Origin of the sequence: Streptomyces sp. NPDC002870, assembly GCF_042888505.1 — a bacterium.
Taxonomy (GTDB): domain Bacteria; phylum Actinomycetota; class Actinomycetes; order Streptomycetales; family Streptomycetaceae; genus Streptomyces.
Map to the genome: position 1 here is coordinate 249,530 of NZ_JBIAPW010000002.1, position 18,028 is coordinate 267,557.

The 18,028-nt window shown below is 70.8% G+C and carries 14 protein-coding genes; 12 read left to right on the top strand and 2 right to left on the bottom strand.

Annotated elements, in window-relative coordinates:
- Nucleotides 1-165 precede the first annotated feature (165 nt).
- The 12 genes from ACFYWY_RS03590 (at nt 166) to ACFYWY_RS03645 (ending at nt 16,149) form a co-directional block, all read left to right on the top strand.
- Nucleotides 166-660, top strand: a complete 495-nt coding sequence (locus tag ACFYWY_RS03590) for a hypothetical protein (protein WP_389179029.1) — start codon at nt 166-168, stop codon at nt 658-660.
- Entirely contained in the window at nt 657-1,688 is a 1,032-nt protein-coding gene (gene pstC, locus ACFYWY_RS03595) for a phosphate ABC transporter permease subunit PstC (RefSeq protein ID WP_389179032.1), read from the top strand. The genes ACFYWY_RS03590 and pstC overlap by 4 nt, the downstream gene beginning before the upstream one ends.
- Before the next feature lies 1 nt (nt 1,689).
- On the top strand, nt 1,690-2,934 hold the full coding sequence (pstA, locus tag ACFYWY_RS03600) for a phosphate ABC transporter permease PstA (protein WP_389179035.1): 1,245 nt from the start codon (nt 1,690-1,692) through the stop codon (nt 2,932-2,934).
- A gap of 114 nt (nt 2,935-3,048) precedes the next feature.
- Complete coding sequence (pstS, locus tag ACFYWY_RS03605; protein WP_389179038.1) at nt 3,049-4,776, top strand: phosphate ABC transporter substrate-binding protein PstS; 1,728 nt, start codon at nt 3,049-3,051, stop codon at nt 4,774-4,776.
- Nucleotides 4,773-7,304: a hypothetical protein gene (locus tag ACFYWY_RS03610; protein WP_389179041.1), complete on the top strand. Its 2,532-nt coding sequence runs from the start codon at nt 4,773-4,775 to the stop codon at nt 7,302-7,304. Before pstS ends, ACFYWY_RS03610 begins: the two co-directional genes overlap by 4 nt.
- Before the next feature lie 97 nt (nt 7,305-7,401).
- Nucleotides 7,402-8,400 carry a hypothetical protein gene (locus ACFYWY_RS03615; RefSeq protein WP_389179043.1) on the top strand — a complete coding sequence of 333 codons (999 nt, stop codon included), beginning with the start codon at nt 7,402-7,404 and terminating at the stop codon, nt 8,398-8,400.
- Between the two features lie 93 nt (nt 8,401-8,493).
- On the top strand, nt 8,494-10,068 hold the full coding sequence (locus ACFYWY_RS03620) for an Ig-like domain repeat protein (protein ID WP_389179046.1): 1,575 nt from the start codon (nt 8,494-8,496) through the stop codon (nt 10,066-10,068).
- Nucleotides 10,069-10,201: 133 nt separating this feature from the next.
- A complete protein-coding gene (locus ACFYWY_RS03625) occupies nt 10,202-12,043 on the top strand; it encodes a WxL protein peptidoglycan domain-containing protein (RefSeq protein ID WP_389179049.1) in 1,842 nt (613 codons plus the stop codon).
- Nucleotides 12,044-12,094: 51 nt separating this feature from the next.
- The gene (locus tag ACFYWY_RS03630) at nt 12,095-12,973 is read left to right on the top strand and encodes a hypothetical protein (protein ID WP_389179051.1); all 879 of its coding nucleotides are present in this window, start codon (nt 12,095-12,097) and stop codon (nt 12,971-12,973) included.
- 14 nt (nt 12,974-12,987) lie between these two features.
- Nucleotides 12,988-14,286, top strand: a complete 1,299-nt coding sequence (locus ACFYWY_RS03635; protein WP_389179054.1) for an Ig-like domain-containing protein — start codon at nt 12,988-12,990, stop codon at nt 14,284-14,286.
- The gene (locus ACFYWY_RS03640) at nt 14,283-15,230 is read left to right on the top strand and encodes a sortase domain-bontaining protein (RefSeq protein ID WP_389179057.1); all 948 of its coding nucleotides are present in this window, start codon (nt 14,283-14,285) and stop codon (nt 15,228-15,230) included. Before ACFYWY_RS03635 ends, ACFYWY_RS03640 begins: the two co-directional genes overlap by 4 nt.
- Before the next feature lie 106 nt (nt 15,231-15,336).
- Nucleotides 15,337-16,149, top strand: a complete 813-nt coding sequence (locus tag ACFYWY_RS03645) for a phosphate ABC transporter ATP-binding protein (RefSeq protein ID WP_389179584.1) — start codon at nt 15,337-15,339, stop codon at nt 16,147-16,149.
- A 59-nt stretch (nt 16,150-16,208) separates the two neighbouring features.
- Here the strand turns inward: ACFYWY_RS03645 and ACFYWY_RS03650 are convergent, their stop codons facing one another.
- Entirely contained in the window at nt 16,209-16,937 is a 729-nt protein-coding gene (locus ACFYWY_RS03650) for a TetR/AcrR family transcriptional regulator (protein WP_389179060.1), read from the bottom strand.
- On the bottom strand, nt 16,934-17,902 hold the full coding sequence (locus tag ACFYWY_RS03655) for a diiron oxygenase (RefSeq protein WP_389179063.1): 969 nt from the start codon (nt 17,900-17,902) through the stop codon (nt 16,934-16,936). The genes ACFYWY_RS03650 and ACFYWY_RS03655 overlap by 4 nt, the downstream gene beginning before the upstream one ends.
- Nucleotides 17,903-18,028 lie beyond the last annotated feature (126 nt).

An 18,028-nucleotide genomic window follows, 5' to 3' on the forward strand; every position in this document is an offset into this window, starting at 1 on the left:
TTACGTTGCGTTCGCCGGAGCTGCCCATTCATCTTCTCTCCGTTCGGCCTTCACTCTTCTGTGCTCACAGACCCCTCACAACCAGCGACTGTCAGGTGCGCTGGGGGAGGGGTTTCAGCCTGTGGCGTGAAGCGTTCGGGCGGAAGGCGGAAGGGGGTGGTTTCGATGGTTCGGCCGCGGTTTTTGTACGTGGTGCGCGTATCGCAGCAGAGACCGGACGGAGAGGAGAAGCCGGTCGGGTGGCGGTTGGTCGGTGCGAACAACCGGGAACTCGGCCGCAGTGCCGAGGTGTTCGGCAGCCTCGCGGAGTGTCAGGCCGCAGTGACCCGGCTCCGGGAGAAGGTGGCGGGGGCCCGCGTGCTCCTGACCATGCCGGATGCCGCGGGCAGCTGGACATGGCACCTGGAGATCGAGGGGCGGGCCGTCGCTGTTGCCGGGCGGCGCTATCTGCGCCAGCGGGAGTGCCAGTACAACCTCAGCCAGTTCCTGGTCGCGGTCCCCGTGGCCCAGCTGGCCGTGGGGATGACGAACCGGCCGAGGTCGCGCGGTCTGCCCCCGCGCGGTCTTGAGGGGGCGCGGGGGACGCGAGCGGACCAGGAAGACGAAGGACACGCATCGTCGCGCACCGTCGTCCGGGTGGCCGGGGTGGGAGCGCGATGACCGTTGCCGTGCCCGGGCCGGTACACCCGGCGGAGTCGGGGCCGGATCCCGTGGACGCGCCGCGTGCTGTGCGGGGCAGGGGTGAGCCGGGGGACCGCCTCTTCCGTGGGGCGGCGCGCGGGAGCGGGGCCGTCGTACTGGCCATCATGCTGCTGGTCGGTGTCTTCCTCACCTACCGTGCGTCTCAGGCGCTCGATGTGGCCAAGGGCTCGTTCCTCACCACGTCCGCGTGGGAGCCGGATGCCCACCGCTTCGGGATCGCCGCGGTGCTCACCGGCACCGTGCTCATCGGCCTGGTGGCGATCAGCATCGCGGTGCCGCTGGCGATCGGCACCGCGCTGTACATCTCGGAGTACGCGCCGCGGCGTCTGAAGCGGACGTTCATCAGTCTTGTGGACCTCATGGCCGCGGTGCCGAGTGTGGTCTACGGGCTGTGGGGCGCCTTCTTCCTGCAGGCGCATGTGGTGGGGCTCTCCCGCTGGCTCGCCACGTACTTCTCCTGGATACCTCTCTTCAAGGTCGACGGGAGCGATCCGCGCGACCCGCTGGAGACGACGACCGTCTACACGTCCTCCACCTTCATCGCGGGCATCGTCGTGGCGCTCATGGTCACGCCGATCGCCTGCTCGGTGATGCGGGAAACCTTCTCGCAGGCGCCACCGGGCGAACGCGAGGGCGCGTTCGCGCTCGGCGCCACCAGGTGGGGGATGATCCGTGCGGTCGTGCTGCCGTTCGGCTGGGGCGGCGTGATCGGCGGCACCATGCTCGGTCTGGGCCGCGCCCTGGGCGAGACGATCGCCATCTACATGATCATCTCGCCGGTCTTCGTCGTACAGCCACACATCCTGCAGAACGGCTCCAACTCGGTCTCGTCGCTGATCGCACTGCGCTACGGATCCGCGAGCGCCTTCGGCATGTCGGCCCTGATGGCCGCGGGACTGGCCCTGTTCCTGATGACCCTTGTCGTGAACTTCATCGCGTCCTCGATCGCGGCCCGCAGCCGCTCGGGCACCGGGACGGAGGCCTGAGATGACCGACCTCCTCAAAGAACGGCCGGCGCAGACCGTACGGCCGGCAACCGAAGGACAGGACGAGTCCCCGGAGGTCCGCCGGAACACCTCGTCGGTGCATGGCTCGGATCTGCTCGCCCTGGCGGGCGCCACCGTGGGGTCCCTCGCCCTGACGGCCCTACTCTTCACCTGGATCGCTCCGTTCGACTCGATCCTGGGCTTCCTCGTCGTCGCCTACGTGTTCTTCCTCGGCGTCTACGCCGTGCTGGTCTCCTTCGACGAGAACAGCGTGGCGGTACGGGACAAGGTCGCGGCGGTGCTGTGGCAGAGCCTCGCGCTGCTGCTGCTGGCGGCGCTGGTACTGGTCGTGGTGTACACGCTGTGGCGCGGCAAGTCGGCCCTGGTGCATCTGAACTTCTTCACCGAGGACATGTCGCGCACCGGCCCGCTGCAGCCGCTCACCGACGGCGGCATGGTGCACGCCATCATCGGCACGCTGGAGCAGATCGCCATCTCACTGGTGATCACTGTGCCGCTGGGGCTTGCCTGCGCGGTGTTCCTCAATGAAGTCCCGGGCCGGTACGCCCGGTTCGTACGGACCATCGTGGAGGCGATGACGGCGCTGCCGTCGATCGTGGCCGGCCTGTTCATCTACGCCACGGTGATCCTCATCCTCGGCGTCGACAAGTCCGGCTTCGCCGCCTCCCTGGCGCTCAGCGTGATGATGCTGCCCATCATCATCCGTGCCTCCGACGTCGTCATCCGGCTGGTGCCCAGCTCGCTGCGCGAGGCGTCGTATGCCCTCGGCGCGAGCCAGTGGCGCACGGTGTGGACCGTGGTCCTGCCCACCGCACGCTCCGGGCTCACCACCGCGGTGATCCTGGGCACCGCCCGCGGGATCGGCGAAACCTCGCCGGTGCTGCTCACCTCCGGCTTCACGGCCGACCTCAACACCAGCGCGCTCAGCGGTCCACAGGTCTCGCTGCCGCTGGCGACCTTCCAGCTGGTGGGATCGCCCCAGCCCAGCCTGATCGCCCGCGGGTTCGGCTCCGCGGCCCTGCTGATGGCTCTCGTGCTGCTGCTCTTCATTGTGGCCCGGGTGGTCGGCGGACGCGGTCCCGGCGAGCTGACCCGCAATCAGCAGCACCGGCGCGTGGTGGCCTCGCGCCGCGACACCGAGCGCATGAGCAAGCGCGCACGGCTCAGGCCACAAGGCCCCGAGCCGCACGCCCGACCCGGTGCCCCCGGCAGCCCCTCCGGCTGAGACCTGTCGAGCCGCACGGCTCCCACCCGCACGGTCTCACCCGCACCGCTCCCACCCGCACCCGCGGATTCCGCACTGCCCTGTACCGACGACACCGACCAGGAGTCACCAGCCATGCCCGGATCGCCTCCGGCAACGTCCGCACGCTTCCGCCTGAGAGTCGTGACCGCCTTCACCCTCTTGGCCGCCCTCCTGTTCGGCGCCGCGCTGCCGGGCGCCGAGCCCGCCCATGCCGCGACGTATGTCCCGATCTCGGGTGCCGGATCCACCTGGAGCCAGAACGCCCTCGACCAGTGGCGGGCCAACGTCAAGCAGTACGGCATGACGGTGAACTACAACGGCACCGGGTCCTCCGACGGCCGTAACCAGTTCCGCAACGGCACCGTGGACTACGGCGTCTCCGAGATCCCGTACGGCATCAAGGACTCGGGCGTCGTCGACTCGCCGCCCTCCCGCAAGTACGCCTATATGCCGATCGTGGCCGGCGGTACCTCGTTCATGTACAACCTCAAGATCGGCAACAAGCGGGTGACCAACCTCCGGCTGTCCGGAGAGGTCATCGCCAAGATCTTCACCGGGCAGATCAAGACCTGGAACGACCCGGCGATCAAGGCCGACAACCCGGCGCTCGCCTCGGCGCTGCCCGCCCGTAGGGTCGTCCCCGTGGTGCGCTCCGACGGTTCCGGCACCACCGCGCAGTTCACCACCTGGATGAGCAAGCAGCACTCCTCGCTGTGGGACGCCTACTGCCGCCGGGCCGGCCGCGACACTCCCTGCGGCGCGACGTCGAACTACCCGCTCGTCCCGGGCAGCGGCTTTGTCGGCCAGTCGGGCTCGAACGGTGTGTCCGGCTATGTCGCCCAGGGGGGCAACGTCGGCACGATCACCTATGTCGAGTACTCCTACGCGGTCTACACGACCGGGTTCCCGGTGGCCAAGGTGCTCAACTCGGCCGGGTACTACACCGAGCCGACCGCGAAGAACGTGGCGGTGGCCCTCACGAAGGCGCGGATCAACGAGAACAGCTCATCGCCGGGCTATCTGACGCAGATCCTCGACGACGTCTACAACGACCGGGACGCGCGCGCCTATCCGCTCTCCAGCTACAGCTACATGGTCATCCCGACGGCGCTGGAGTCGAACTTCAACGCCCAGAAGGGCAAGACCCTCGGTGCCTTCGCGTACTACTTCCTCTGCCAGGGGCAGCAGCACGTGGACAACCTCGGCTACTCGCCGCTGCCGATCAACCTCGTGCAGGCCGGCCTGAAGCAGGTCCGCAGGATTCCCGGGGTCGACGTCGAGAAGATCAATATCAAGGACTGCCGCAACCCCACGTTCTCCAGCGACGGCAGCAACACCCTGGCCAAGACCGCCCCTTACCCGCCTGCCTGTGACAAGAAGGGCGCGGCGCAGTGCTCGACCGGCACGGGCGGAGCCAAGACCCCGACCAACGTCAACGGCAACAACAACGGCTCAGGCTCCTCGGGCGGTTCATCCGGATCCGCACAGGGCGCCACCGGAGGCGGCAGCACCGGCTCCGGCGGGTCGGCCTCGGGCGCGGGCGGCAAGGCTACGGGCGGGGCGGCGGCCGGCACCGCCAGCGGCGGCGCGTCCGCCGGCCCCGGGGCCACGATCGACCCGGACACCGGACAGGTCATCGGGGACAACGGCGCGGCGGCCGGGGGCGGCAGCGGTGACGCGTTCGCCGTCCCCGTCACGACGGCCACGAGCATCGGGGGCGGCATGCGGACCGCGCTGATGGTGGTGGCGGGCGTGCTGCTGGTCGTGGTGACGGTCGGACCTCCGCTGCTGAACAGGCGCCTGAAGCGGAGTACGTCATGATCGCAGCGCTCCGCCGCTTCCTGCGGACGACGACGGTCGTCGCGCTCGTCCTGCTCACCGCGGTCATCGGTGCCGTCGCCGTGACCATGGCCTCCCAGCGGGCCGACGCCGCCGACCAGAGATCCGCGGTGACCGTCTCCGGACGGGGTCCGTACGCGGACTTGAAGGTGACCGTCAGCCAGACCCGGAACCTGGTCAACCAGGTCGTGAAGGTCTCCTGGAAGGGCGGCGCTCCCACGGTCTCGGACACCACGTACGCGGCCAACTACCTGCAGATCATGCAGTGCTGGGGGGACAGCCCCGACAAGTGCCAGTTCGGCGGCTCGTCCGCGCAGGACACGGCCGGCACCGCCGGCGCGTACACCAACACCCGGCAGCTGAGTTACGGCGGACTGAAGGACCCGGACCAGAAGCTCCCGCCGCCGACCAGCACCGGTATCTCGTACGTCCCGTTCAAGTCGGCGACCGGCGATGTGATCACGAAGGGGAACTGGAACGAGTTCTACGACGTGAACACCACGAACGAGACCCCCTACGCCCGCAGCGGCCCCGACGGCGAGGGCGAGGTGTACTTCGAGGCCCAGACGGCCCTGGAGGCGCCCGGTCTGGGCTGCGGCGAGGTGTCGGCCGGCGCCTCGAACGCGACGGCCGGCCGGCCCTGCTGGCTGGTCATCGTGCCGCGCGGCGAGAGCGAGGTGGACGGCAGCTCGTACCGCTCCCAGCCGAGCGGGCTCCTGCAGTCCTCGCCGCTCACCGCGAGCAACTGGAAGCACCGGCTCGTCGTGCCGCTCGGCTTCGAGCCGATGGGCAGTTTCTGCCCGATCGGCGCCGACGAGCGCAGCACCCTCGGCCACGAGATCGCCGCCGAGGCCATCGCCCGCTGGCAGCCCGCCCTGTGCCAGTCAGCGAGCAGGACGATCTACGGCTTCGCCCAGGTGACCGACGACACCGCCCGGGCCAAGCTGGTCTCCGGCAAGCCCGGACTGGTCTTCCTCGGCCGCCCGGCCACCGCCGACCAGGTGCCGTCCGGCCGGCGTCCCGTGTACGCGCCCATGGCGCTGTCCGGGCTGACCATCGGCTTCTTCGTCGAGAGCCAGGCCGGTTTCAACGCACCGGGCGCGGTCAAGGCGCGCAACGGAACACGGCTGACCGGACTCAATCTCACCCCGAGGCTGGTCGCCAAGCTGCTCACCGAGTCGTACCAGGACGGCAATTCGCGCCTCGCGCCGAGCACCGCCGAGAATCCGTTCAACCTGGCCCGCGACCCGGAGTTCATCAAGTACAACCCGGACTACAAGGACCTCGAATTCCGCAGCAGCTTCGGCGACGTGCTTGTACCCCAGCCGCTCTCCGACGCGGCGTGGGAGCTGTGGAGCTGGGTGGACAAGGACCCCGCCGCCCGGGAGTTCCTGAGCGGCACCGCCGACAACCAGGGGCGGTACGGCAGTCGCGACTTCTCCGGGATGAAGGTCAACCCGCACTACCGCAACGTCGAACTGCCGAGGAACGAGTTCCCGAAGAGCGACCCGTTCTGCCAGGAGTTCCCGAACAACCCGGGCCAGCCGCCGCTGTGCATCCAGGACAAGCACCCGTACGCCTCCGACATGCACACCGCCGCCCGCGCCGCCGCCCGCGGCGACACACTGGCCCGCGCGAGCTGGGACAACACCAGTACGCCGCCCGGCTACAAGAAGACCCCGCCGCAGACCGCCGGTCAGCGCGCTGTCCTCGCCCTGACCGACACGGCGACGGCCGCCCGCTACGGGCTGGTGACCGCGAAGCTCCAGAACGCCGCGGGCCGGTTCGTGGGCCCCGACACCGCCGGTCTGCTCGCGGGCCAGGCGGCGATGAAGCCCAGCGGCGTCGCCGGGGTCGTGAGCCCCAACCCGGCCACGAAGGCTGCGAACGCCTACCCGCTCACCCTGCTCACCTACGCCGCGACCGTGCCCGAACAGCTGACCAAGAAGGAGGGCCAGGACTACGCGACCTTCCTGAAGTACGCGGTGGGCAACGGGCAGCGGCCGGGTGTGTCGGCCGGAACCCTCCCGGAGGGGTACGCCCCGCTGCCGCAGAGCGTGCGTGCCGTGGCGCGTGCCGCTGCCGACGCCATCGCGTCGCGGGCCGGCACCTCGCCGTCGCCCTCCGGCCCCGGAGGTGACACCGGCGGCGTGGGCACGGGCTCGTCCGGCGGCGGCACCGCAGGCGGTGGCGGGGGTGACGCGAGCGGCGGTGGCAGCGGCCTGGCGGCCGGCCAGCCGAGTCCGGCCGGGACCAAGGCGTCCCCGAACGCGACCACGAAGCCGTCCGGTTCGCCGTCCGCTGCGGCAGCCGCCGCCTCCGACGAACCGATCATCCGCACCCCGGCCTGGGCACTCGGCGCTGTGCGCTACGCCCTCCTGACCGCCCTCATCGTCGGGCTCGCCGCCGCGGTCAGCGGACCCCTTCTGCCGAGGGTGCTGCCGCGGCTGTCCGCAGGTTTGTCGGCCTGGCGCGCCGGGGCCGACAAGTCCGGCAGCGAAGGGAGGTGATGCCCGAACTCGAAACATCGACAGGTCCGCGCCAACGAACTGTCTGAACACCGTGCCGGGCACCACCCGGCGAAAGCCTATCCGAGAGGTAACGCAAGTGAACAAGAGAAAGATAGCCCTCGCGGCTGTCGGCATCACCGGTCTCCTCACCGGCACCGTCTGCGCCAGCCAGGCCGTCGCCGACCCCTCCGGGCCGCCGCCCTACCGCCAGCTGTCCGGCGTAGGCTCCGACACCACGCAGGACGTGATGAACGGCCTGGCCAACGCCATCACCATCGGCGGCCAGAAGGTCATCGGCTCGTACGACGCCACCGGCTCGGCCCAGATCACCACCAAGGACCCCTCCACCACCCCGGGCTGCACCGTCAACCGCCCGAACGGGTCGAGCGCCGGACGCACCGCCCTGCTGAACTCCCTGCAGGCGGCCAACGGCTGTCTGGACTTCTCGCGTTCCTCCAGCCTGAACCTGGGCGCCGCGAACCCCGGACTGACCTATGTCCCGTTCGCGGTGGACGCGGTGAGCTACTCGATCACGCCCACCAGCACGGTGCCGCGCAAGCTCTCCCTGGCCGACCTCAAGGCCATCTACCACTGCGACCCCAACTATGTGGGCACCGCTCCCAACTTCAGCCTCACGGCGTACCTGCCGCAGGCGGGCTCGGGTACCCGTAGCTTCTGGGAGTCCACGATGGGGATCACCGACGCCGACGTGGTCGCCGGCGTCTACCCCTGCATCAAGGACACCAAGGCCGGCGCCCCCGTCCAGGAGCACGACGGCCGTGTCCTCGACGACAAGTCGATCGTCCCGTTCTCCATCGCGCAGTACAACTCGCAGGCCACGCAGACCATCGCCGACCTCCGCGGCCGCGCGATCCTCGGCACCATCGACAACCTCGCGCCGAACACCCTCAACAGCAACTTCGGTGTGAAGCGCGACGTCTACAACGTCATCCCGACCAGCAAGATCGGGACGGCGCCCTGGAGCACCGTCTTCGTCGGCTCGAACGCCCTGATCTGCCAGCAGCCGACAGTGATCAACACCTACGGCTTCGGGACCAACGCGAACTGCGGCGACACCAGCAAGCAGACCCCCTGACGCAGCCGCAGCACCTACGTGGTTACTCAACCCCCCATGCCTGATTCATCGCTTTCGCCACTTTCGAATCCTTCAAAGAAGGAGAGCACGACTGTGTGGAAGAACACCCTCTCGCGAACCCTGGCGGGCGGTCTCGCGAGCCTGGTCGCCGTGCTTGCAGGCGGCCTGATCCTAGCTCCGTCGGCGCACGCCGCCGACATCGGCACCGCAGTGGTCACCCCGGCGACCGGCTCCGACGTCTCCAGCATGACGCTGACCACGTCCGGCCCCTGCCCAGCCAACGCCACCAACGTCATTGTCTCGGTGACCGGTTCGGGCTTCCCGGCCGGCGGCCAGAACGTGGTCGGCAACTCGCCGATCAGCACCTACGGATCGACGGCGGACGGCGGGCTCATCATCCCGCTCTCCCAGACGATGCGTGACTACGCCAACACGGCGGGCTTCACCAACCTGACCGGCAAGTACAGCTTCCAGGTCACCTGCCGGACGGCCTTCAACGCCACCAGCCTCGGCGACTTCCCCGCGTCGGTCTGGTTCACCTCCAACACGGCCTACCAGAACACCGACCCGGCCGTGAAGACCGACACCACCACCTCCCTCGCGGTGTCCCCGGCCAGCCCGGTCACCGCGGGTACTCCCGTGACGCTGACCGCGACCGTCGGCCCGGCCGGCGCCGCGGGCACCGTGCAGTTCAGCGACAACGGCGCTGCGCTGGGCAACCCGGTGAACGTCTCCGGCGGCCAGGCCGCGCTCACAACGAGCAGCCTGGGCGCGGGCAGCCACTCGCTGACGGCCGCCTTCACGCCGAGCAGCACCGCCTACAACGCGTCCGCGTCCGCCGCGGTCGCGTACACGGTCAACACCGCTCCGGCGACCGCGACCACGACCGCGCTGGCCGTCTCGCCGGCCGGCACCGCGGCCCAGTACAGCCCGGTCAGCATGTCGGCCACGGTGGCGCCCGCCTCGGCGGCCGGTTCCGTGAAGTTCCAGGACACCGTGGGCGGCACCACCACCACGCTGGCCACGGTGCCGGTCGCCGCCGGTCAGGCCGCCTACACCACCAGCAGCCTGGGCGCGGGTGACCACACCTTCTCGGCGGTCTTCGTCCCGGCGAACCCGGCCGCGTACCTCGGCTCCGACTCCGGTGCCGTTCCGTATGTGATCGGCGCCTTCGCCGGTGTCACCGCCTCGCAGGACATCACCACCACTGTCGAAGCCGGTGCGCTCGTCATCAGCGTCGACAACCCGCATGTCACCCTGCCTTCCCCGGTGCTCAACGCCAACGGTGACCTGCTGTCCACGACGGGCGCGATCAACCCGGTCACGCTCACCGACACCCGCGCCGGTAACCCGGGCTGGTCTGTCAGCGGCCAGCTGACCGACTTCTCCGACGGCGGTACGCACCTGATCAACGGTCAGAACCTCGGCTGGACGCCGAAGCTGATCGACAAGGGCGCGTCCCAGACCGTCACACCCGGTGCGGCCGTCGCCGCCGCGGGCGGTGTCGCCCCCGCGGACGCGGGCACGGCCGGACTCAAGTCCTCCCGTTCCCTCGCCAACGGAACCGGCCTGGGCACCGCCCACGTCGGGGCGGACCTGGCTCTCAACGCGCCGACCTCGACCGTGGCCGGCACCTACACCGCCACGCTCACCCTGACGGCCATCTGACCCACCCGGATGGTCACGGGGCGGCGGCACTGCCCCCAGGTAAGCCGCCCCGGGCCGGGGCGGGCAGCGATGCGCGCCCCGGTCACCCACCCACCCCGCTCCACCCGTCCCGCGCCCGAACGGACGACCCGACATGATCACGACCTCAGCCCGTCGCATCGCCGCCGTCCTGGCCGCATGCCTCCTCGCCGTCCTCCCGGCCGCAGCCGGAACCGCGTCGGCCGCCACCCCGGTTCCGGCCACCCGGCCCGGCGACGGCGGACAGGGGCGTACGACCTTCGGTGTCCAGCCGTCGGCCGCGAAGAAGCCCGACGCGCGGCCCCACTTCTCGTACGGGGCGACCCCCGGCGCCGTCGTCAAGGACCACCTCGCCGTCCACAACTACGGCAAGAAGCCGCTCACCCTGCGCGTGTACGCCGGCGACGCCTTCACCACCGGCGACGGCGGCTTCGACCTGTTCGCGGCGAACCACAAGTCCACCGACGTGGGCTCCTGGGTGAAGCTCGGCAAGAACGTGCTGAGTGTGCCCGGCCGGTCCCACGTCATCGTGCCCTTCACCCTGACCGTCCCGCAGAAGGTGACCCCCGGGGACCACACCGGCGGCATCGTCGCCTCGCTGTCGGCGGTACGCACGGACAAGAAGGGCAGCAAGGTCGCGGTCGACCAGCGGGTCGGGGCGCGGATCTATCTGCGGGTGGCCGGGGAGCTCAAGCCCCGGCTGACCGTCGAGGGCCTGAACACGAGCTACCACGGCACGGCCAACCCCTTCGGCACCGGCTCCGCGACCGTCACGTTCACCGTGCGCAACACCGGCAATGTCCGGCTGGCAGCCCGTCAAGCGGTGCGCGTGCGCGATCTGTTCGGAGGTAGTGCGAAGGTGGCGGCGCCTCGTGGCATCCCCGAGCTGCTGCCCGGCGCCGCCGTGAAGATCACGGCTTCGGCCACGGGCGTCGTCCCGTCCATGCGCGACACCACCACGGTCACCGTCGACCCCAGGCCCGTGCGCGGCGACGTCAAGCACCGCGTGCTGCCGCGGGTCACTCGGGTCGAGAACTTCTGGGCCGTGCCATGGGCGATGCTGGTCCTGCTGCTGGTCGCCGCCGGAGCCTTGACACTCCTGCTCGTACGCAGGCGTCGGCGGCGCGGCGCGGGCACGAGCGCACCGGAGCTGCGCCCCGCCGCGGCCGGGTCGAAGCAGGCCGTCGGTCTCGCGGCGATCCTGCTCACCGCCGGAGCGGTCGTCGCGGGGACACCTGCCGACGCCGAGGCGGCGGAGTCCGGAGGACTCGCGGTCAGCCCTGCGCGGGGGAGCGACGCCCAGCCCATCACGCTCAGTTCCGCCGCGCCCTGCCCCGCGAAGACCGCCAACGTCATCGCCCGCGTCACCGGAGCGGGATTCCCTCGCGAAGGCCAGATCGTCGTCGGCAACGCCCCGCTCGCCACCTATCCGAAGGTGCCCGGCGGCGGCCTGTCGATCCCACTGACGTACACGATGCGGGACTACGCCAGCACGGCAGGCTTCACCACCCTGCGCGGCACCTACACCTTCACGGTCAGCTGCCTCAAAGGCGCATTCGACCTGACGAGTCTGCGGGACTTCACGGGGTCCCTGCGGTTCACCGCGAAGGACGCGTACCGGGACGGTACGCGGGTCGCGGTCAAAGCCCCGGGCGCGAAGGCGCTGGGGCAATCGGAGCAGCCCGTACCGCCGACCGTGTCGGGGGGCGGTACGGGCGCTGGAACCGGGAGCGCGGCGGGTGGGGCGGCGGCATCCTCCGCGCCCGCGAACGGCTCCGGTGCGCCAGCGGGCGTGCCCGCCACCGCGGCCGACGACGCCGCTCAGAACTCCAACACCACGCTCGTGGCCTGGTCGGTGGGCGGGTTCGCCGTCGGCCTCCTGGCACTCCTCGCGGGTGTCGCCCACTGGGTGCGAGGCCGCCGGGCCCGCGCCGCCGAGCCCGCTTCGAGCGACTGAACCCAACCACCACCAGAACGTCTTGATCCATCAGCCACAGGAGAGAACACCGTGTCCTTCACACTCAAGTCCCGCACCCTCATATCCCGGCCGACCGCCGTCCTCCTCGGATCGCTCATCGCGGCGTCCGGCGCGGCCGGGCTGCTCGCCGCGACCGCCGCGCACGCCGCGGTCGTCGGTTCGGTGGAGGTGTCCCCGGCCACCGGTACGGACACCACGGGGATTTCGCTGACCACGTCGAAGGGGTGCCCGGAGGCGGCCAGCCATCTCATCGTCGCGGTGAAGGGCTCGGGCTTCCCGTCCGAGGGCCAGAACGTGGTGAGCAACTCGCCGATCAGTACCTACACGACCACGCCGGGCGGCGGCATCGTGGTGCCGCTGACGCAGACGATGCGGGACTACGCCAGTACGGCGGGGTTCACCACGCTGCAGGGCCGTTACGACTTCACGCTGACCTGCCGCACCGCCTTCAACGGCACCAGCCTCGGCGACTTCACCGCGCCGATCTGGTTCACTTCCAACACCGCGTACCGCAACACCGACCCCGCCGGGCCGACGGCCACGCCCTCCTCCTCTGCGCCCACCAACACCGGCTCCCCGTCGCCCACTCAGAGCGCGTCCCCGACCGACACGGCGAGTCCGACGGACACCGCCTCGCCGACGGACACGGCCTCGCCCACCGACACGGCCTCGCCCACCGACACGGCCCTGCCGACGGACACGGCGACGCCGGGCGGCGGCTCGCAGGGCATCTCCACCGACGTCAACGGCGGTGCCTCGGGCGGCGGCAAGGGATCCCTGGCGGCCACCGGCACCGACGTGGCCCTGGTCGGCACGGCCTCGGCCCTCCTCGTCGCCGCGGGCATCATCGTCGTCCGCCGGACCCGCGCGCGCGAAGAGTTCCCCGTCACCGACACCCCGAACGTCTGAGGCGGAGACAGGCCATGAAGTTCTCAACTGCACGCCGGCCTTTGTCGGTCGCGCTCGCATCGCTCCTCGCCGTCGGCGCGCTCGCGCTCGGCACCACCGGAGCCAGGGCGGATGTCCTCGGCTCGATGGAGGTGACCCCGGCCACCGGTACGGACACCAGCGGGGTCACGCTGACCACCGCGGGGCCGTGCCCGGCGGAGGCGACCAACCTCATCGTCTCCGTGGCCGGTTCGGGCTTCCCCGCCGAGGGCCAGATCGTGGTGAGCAACTCACCGATCGAGACGTACGGCTCCTCGGGCGCCGGCGGCATCGTGGTGCCGCTGACGCAGACGATGCGGGACTACGCCAGTACGGCGGGGTTCACCACGCTGCAGGGGCGCTACGACTTCACGCTGACCTGCCGGGCCGCGTTCGGCTCGACGACGTACGGCGATTTCACCGCCCCCATCTGGTTCACCTCGAGCACCGCCTACCAGAGCATCGCGCCCGCCGCCGCGACCACGACCGCCCTCGCAGCGGCTCCGGCGAGCCCGGTCGTCCAGGGCACTGCCGTGAAGGTCACCGCTACCGTCGCCCCGGCCGAGGCGGCCGGTTCGGTACGTTTCCTGGACGGGGCGACCCAGCTCGGCACCCCCGTCGCCGTGTCCGCAGGGACGGCCACCCTGACCACCAGCGGCCTGGCCGTCGGCACCCACGCGCTGAAGGCGGAGTTCATCCCCTCCGACCCGGCCGCGTACGCCACTTCGGCCTCCGCGGCTCTGTCGTACACGGTTAAGATCAAGCCCCCGGTGGTCGTCACACCGGCGAAGGTGACCGGCACCCTCAAGGTCGGCTATACGGCCACCTGCACCGTGGCCTTCAGCGGCGCGACCTCCGTCTCGTACCTCTGGCTCCGTGACGGCGCGGTGATCGGGGGCGCGACCGCAAAGACCCGCCCCCTCGTCGCCGCCGACTACAACCACAAGACCGCCTGCCGGGCGATCGCGGCCAACAGCACCGGCAGTACCACCTCGACCAGCCCGGTCGTGACCGTGGCTGCGGGCCCGGCGCTGAAGAACGTGACGAGGCCCTCGATCACCGGCACCGCCAAGGTTGGCTACCGGCAGACCGCGAGGCCGGGGACGTGGACCCCCGCAGCCACCACGTACAGCTACACCTGGAAGCGCGACGGGTGGACGATCACCGGTGCGAACCGCGTGACGTACTACCCGACCAGGGCCGACCGCGGCCACCTGCTCACCGTCACCATCACGGCCAAGCGCCCCGGATACGCCTGGGGTTACGCCACCTCAGTGTCACGGAGGATCGGATGACGGCACCGGTTGCCCTGGCCGACGCCGTGGCCGCGGACGGCGCTCCCGTCCGCGGCACATCACCCGGCGGCCCCGCGCCGTCCGGCCGTCCGGCTGCCGGGCCCGGACTGCGCGTCGTCAGCGCGGCATTGAGCATCCTCGCCGCGCTGCTGCTCGGATTCGTCGTCGACGTCGGTCTCGTGGGCGACCTCCGGCATGCCCGCGACCGGCAGGTCGACTACGCCGGTTTCCGGTCCGACCTGGCCAATGGTGTCGCCCCCGTCGGCCGGTCCGCGGGTGGCGGCATGGCGCCGGAACCCGGCGCGCCAGTGGCGCTGCTGGAGATCCCCGTACTCCAGCTGCGCGAAGTCGCCCGCGAGGGCACCACGGCACAGGACCTGGCCCGGGGGGCGGGCCACCGCCGGGACACCACGCTGCCGGGCCAGGCCGGAGTCAGCGTCATCATGGGCCGCCAGGCGACCTATGGCGGGCCGTTCGGGCGGCTGGGCGACCTGACCGCGGGGGACCGGTTCACCGTGACCACCGGGCAGGGGAAGCACACGTACAAGGTCATCGGCCCGCGACGGGAGGGCGACCCCCAGCCGCAGGCGCTCACCGGCGGCCGTGGCCGCCTCACCCTCATCACGGCGGACGGCACCCCGTTCATGGCCCGCGGCATTCTGCGGGTGGACGCCGACCTGGTCTCGGACGCCCAGCCCACGCCGCCGACTGCCGTCCCGCCGGGGGCCCTGCCCCAGGACGAGAGGCCGATGGCCATGCAGCAGACGGCCTGGCTGCCGCTCGTGCTGTGGGGCCAGGGGCTGGTGCTGGCGGCCGCGGCGATCGCATGGGCGCACGCCCGCTGGGGCCGGCCGCACACGTGGGTGGTGGGCGTGCCGCTGCTGGGCGCCCTCGGCCTGGCGGTCGCCGACCAGGCGGCGCTGTTGCTCCCCAACCTGCTGTAACCCAGTCTCCGCCGAACAAGGATGTGCCGTGACCGACCAGACCACCCAGACCGAGACCACCCTCCCGCTCCCGGCGCACGCCGGTGGCTCCGGGAGCACCGGAGCCATCGGGGCGACCGGAGCCGCCGGAGCGACCGGGGCCACAGGGGCGACCCTTGAGGCCCGCCGGATCTCGGCCTGGTTCAGCGACCACAAAGTCCTCGACCGCGTGTCGCTGACCATGCCGACGAGCCTGGTGACGGCCCTCATCGGCCCCTCCGGATGCGGCAAGTCGACCTTCCTGCGCATCCTCAACCGCATGCACGAACTCGTCCCGTCCGCCTCCCTCGCGGGCGAGGTGCTGATCGACGGCCAGGACGTCTACGCGCCCGGCCAACGGCTGACCGAGGCGCGGCGCCAGGTCGGCATGGTGTTCCAGAAGCCGAACCCGTTCCCGGCGATGTCCATTTACGACAACGTCACCGCGGGCCTGAAACTCACCGGCATCCGGCTGGGCGGCAGCGCCAGGGACGACCTCGTGGAGGAGTGCCTGACCAAGGCAGGCCTCTGGAAGGAGGTCCGCACCCGCCTCCGCCAGCCCGGCGGAGCACTCTCCGGCGGCCAGCAGCAACGTCTGTGCATCGCCCGCTCCCTGGCCATCCGCCCCAAGGTCCTCCTGATGGACGAACCGTGCTCGGCGCTCGACCCGACGTCCACCCGCCGCATCGAGGAAACGATCCGCGAACTGGTCCACGAGGTCACGATCGTGATCGTCACCCACAATATGCAGCAGGCGGCACGGGTCTCCGACCAATGCGCCTTCTTCCTCGCGGAACAGGGCACGCCGGGCGCCATCGTCGAACACGGCCCCACTCCGGCGATGTTCTCCGCGCCGTCGGACCCGCGGACGGCGGACTACGTGGAGGGCCGCTTCGGATAAGCCCCGTAGCGACTCGGGGGACGGCTCGCTCCGCGGACGGCTTTGACGCCCGGCGTCCGCTACAGCAAGCCCCCCGCGTCCCCCACCACCGGCCCCACCCGCCGCGCCAGCACCCCCACCGCCCCCGACGGCGTCTCCAGCGCCACCAGTTCCCTGACCGCCTTCGCCGTCTCCTCGTCGCTCGCCGCCGTCGCCGCGAGCAGCGCGATCAGATGGTCGACCAGCCAGTCCCTCAGCTCGTCCGCCGGCGGCTGTTTCTCCTCGTCCAGCCAGATCAGCGAGGCCGCCTCGACCGCCGCGATCCAGGTGCGCACCATCATCCGCAGCCGCGGTCCCGGCCGCGCCACTCCGATGTGGACGAGGATCTGTTCGGCCGCGGCCCGCCGCACCTCGTCGACTATCGCCGTCGTACGGGAGGTCTCTGCGACGCTGCCGCCGCGCAGCAGCGCGCTGAATCCGGCGTCGTGCTCGTCGACGAAGACGAGATAGCGGTCGAGGACCCGGGAGACCCGCTCGGTGGGCGGCCCCGCGGGCGGCTCGGTGAAGCAGAGTTCCAGCTGGTCGGCGGCGGAGCGGAGAGCCGTCTCGTACAACTGCTGCTTGCCCCCGGAGAAGTAGCGGTAGACGAGGGGCCGGGAGACGCCCGCCGCCTCTGCCACGTCGTCGAGAGAGACCTCGTCCGGCGGCCGGTGCGCGAAGAGCGTGAGCGCGGCGGCGAGGAGCTGCCTGCGGCGCTCCTCGACGCTGAGCCGTCGGTACGCACGGGTCGCTGGAGCGGGACTCGTCATGCTCGCAGCGTAACCGCCCCGTTCTTGGATTTCGCGAGGAGGCCGGAGCTCTTCCAGAGCCTGCGGCCCGGGCCGCGCAGGACGCCGATGTCGTCGAGGAAGTCCGTCAGCCGCTTCGCGCCCGACTGCATCACCTCGCGGCGGTGGCCGCTCGCCTTCACCTGGGCGACCGCCTCGCGCCGGTCGAGGCCGACATCCGTGTACACCTGCGGATTCACGAAGCAGACCGAGAAGACGCGTGCGGCCTCCCCGCAGCTGAGGCGCGTGAGCTCCTGCTCCCAGCGCGGCGCAGTCACCATCTGCCGGCGCAACTCCTCGCGGGCGTACCGCACATGGCGCGCCTCCTCCACCACATGGATGCGGGTGACGCCGCGCACCAGGGTCTGGACGCGCTCGTCCGGGAAGGTGAGGCGCTGCATCCAGTCGAGGATCTCCTCGCCGAGCAGCGTCGCCGCGAACGAACCCGGTGTGGTCGAGACGGTCTTCAGGATGCGCGCCAGATTGTGGTAGAGCCGCGGTACCGGGTACGCCGGCGCCCCGCTCTTCTGGATCATCCGGGCGAACATCATCGAGTGCCGGCACTCGTCCGCGATCTCGGTGAGCGCGTACCGCACATGGCTGCTGGTGACGGGCTTGTCGTAGATGTGCCTGACCAGCAGCTGCATCAGGATGATCTCGAACCAGATGCCCAGCGAGGCGAGCGACGCCGACTCGCGCCTGGCCAGGTCCAGGCGCTGCTCCTCGGACATCTTGTGCCACAGCGGGGTGTCGTAGAGGGAGAGCAGCTCCGGCGGCCAGAACCACTTGCCCTCCTCGACCGGGGAGTCCCAGTCGAGCTCCTTGTCGGGGTCGAAGGAGTGCTTGGCGGAGGACTCGAGGAGGCGCTGGGCGACCTGCTCCCGGTCCCGGAGCGGGCCCAGCGCGTCACGGAGCAGCTGCACGTCGCGTTCGGTCACTGTCGTCATGGCTGAGGGCACCTCGCGGGTGGGGTGAGCAACGTCAACCCTTATGAGAATGCCTGTCAGCAAGACCGTCAATCCCTTGCGTACGACTTGTTGACGGGACGTCTACCAACGTGTGAGCCTGCCAAC

Coding starts and splice junctions, on each gene's coding strand:
- ACFYWY_RS03650 (WP_389179060.1), bottom strand. CDS start 16,937: ATGACGAGTCCCGCTCCAGCGACCCGTGCGTACCGACGGCTCAGCGTC.
- ACFYWY_RS03590 (WP_389179029.1), top strand. CDS start 166: ATGGTTCGGCCGCGGTTTTTGTACGTGGTGCGCGTATCGCAGCAGAGA.
- ACFYWY_RS03635 (WP_389179054.1), top strand. CDS start 12,988: ATGAAGTTCTCAACTGCACGCCGGCCTTTGTCGGTCGCGCTCGCATCG.
- ACFYWY_RS03625 (WP_389179049.1), top strand. CDS start 10,202: ATGATCACGACCTCAGCCCGTCGCATCGCCGCCGTCCTGGCCGCATGC.
- ACFYWY_RS03640 (WP_389179057.1), top strand. CDS start 14,283: ATGACGGCACCGGTTGCCCTGGCCGACGCCGTGGCCGCGGACGGCGCT.
- pstC (WP_389179032.1), top strand. CDS start 657: ATGACCGTTGCCGTGCCCGGGCCGGTACACCCGGCGGAGTCGGGGCCG.
- ACFYWY_RS03655 (WP_389179063.1), bottom strand. CDS start 17,902: ATGACGACAGTGACCGAACGCGACGTGCAGCTGCTCCGTGACGCGCTG.
- pstS (WP_389179038.1), top strand. CDS start 3,049: ATGCCCGGATCGCCTCCGGCAACGTCCGCACGCTTCCGCCTGAGAGTC.
- pstA (WP_389179035.1), top strand. CDS start 1,690: ATGACCGACCTCCTCAAAGAACGGCCGGCGCAGACCGTACGGCCGGCA.
- ACFYWY_RS03610 (WP_389179041.1), top strand. CDS start 4,773: ATGATCGCAGCGCTCCGCCGCTTCCTGCGGACGACGACGGTCGTCGCG.